Genomic DNA, 472 nt, shown 5'->3' with positions numbered 1-472 from the left:
GTATTCGATCTCGTCGATCCAGCGCACATTGGGGCCAAAGCGCGCCTGCCCGCCGAGATCCAGCGTCAGGTGCACGCCCAACCCGGCCGCCTCCGGCACGGGATAGATCAGCCGCGAGAACGGCGCGCGCCCGGACAGCGTGAAATAGCAGCCCTTGGCGAAGTACTGTTGCGGGATGTGCTCGGCCGGGATGCCGTCATCCCCTTGAGGTTCCTCTATGAAGTTCTCCTCGATTCTCTTGTTGTCCCTTGGCCTGGTCAGTGGCTTCGCGTCTGCTGGCGGCACCACCGAAGCAGGTGTGGGCGGCGCATTGGGCGGGGTTCTTGGCTCGGTCGTCGGTCAATCACTAGGCGGCAGTACAGGTTCAACCATTGGCGCGGCCCTGGGCGGCGCGGGTGGTAGCGCAGTTGGCGCAGACAGACGCAGCCGTGGCGAAGCCGCCATTGGCGGTGCGTTGGGCGCAGCTGGCGGT

The 472-nt window shown here is 65.9% G+C and carries 1 protein-coding gene; it reads right to left on the bottom strand.

The annotated features are described in order from the left end of the window. On the bottom strand, positions 1–285 hold a 285-nt coding region (locus AB4Y93_RS28870), incomplete at its 3' end, for a hypothetical protein (RefSeq protein WP_441897224.1). Positions 286–472 lie beyond the last annotated feature (187 nt).

This window comes from Paenibacillus sp. YAF4_2, assembly GCF_052113225.1.
Classification (GTDB): Bacteria; Bacillota; Bacilli; order Paenibacillales; family Paenibacillaceae; genus Pristimantibacillus.
This window is presented reverse-complemented; position numbering and strand designations above follow the sequence as displayed.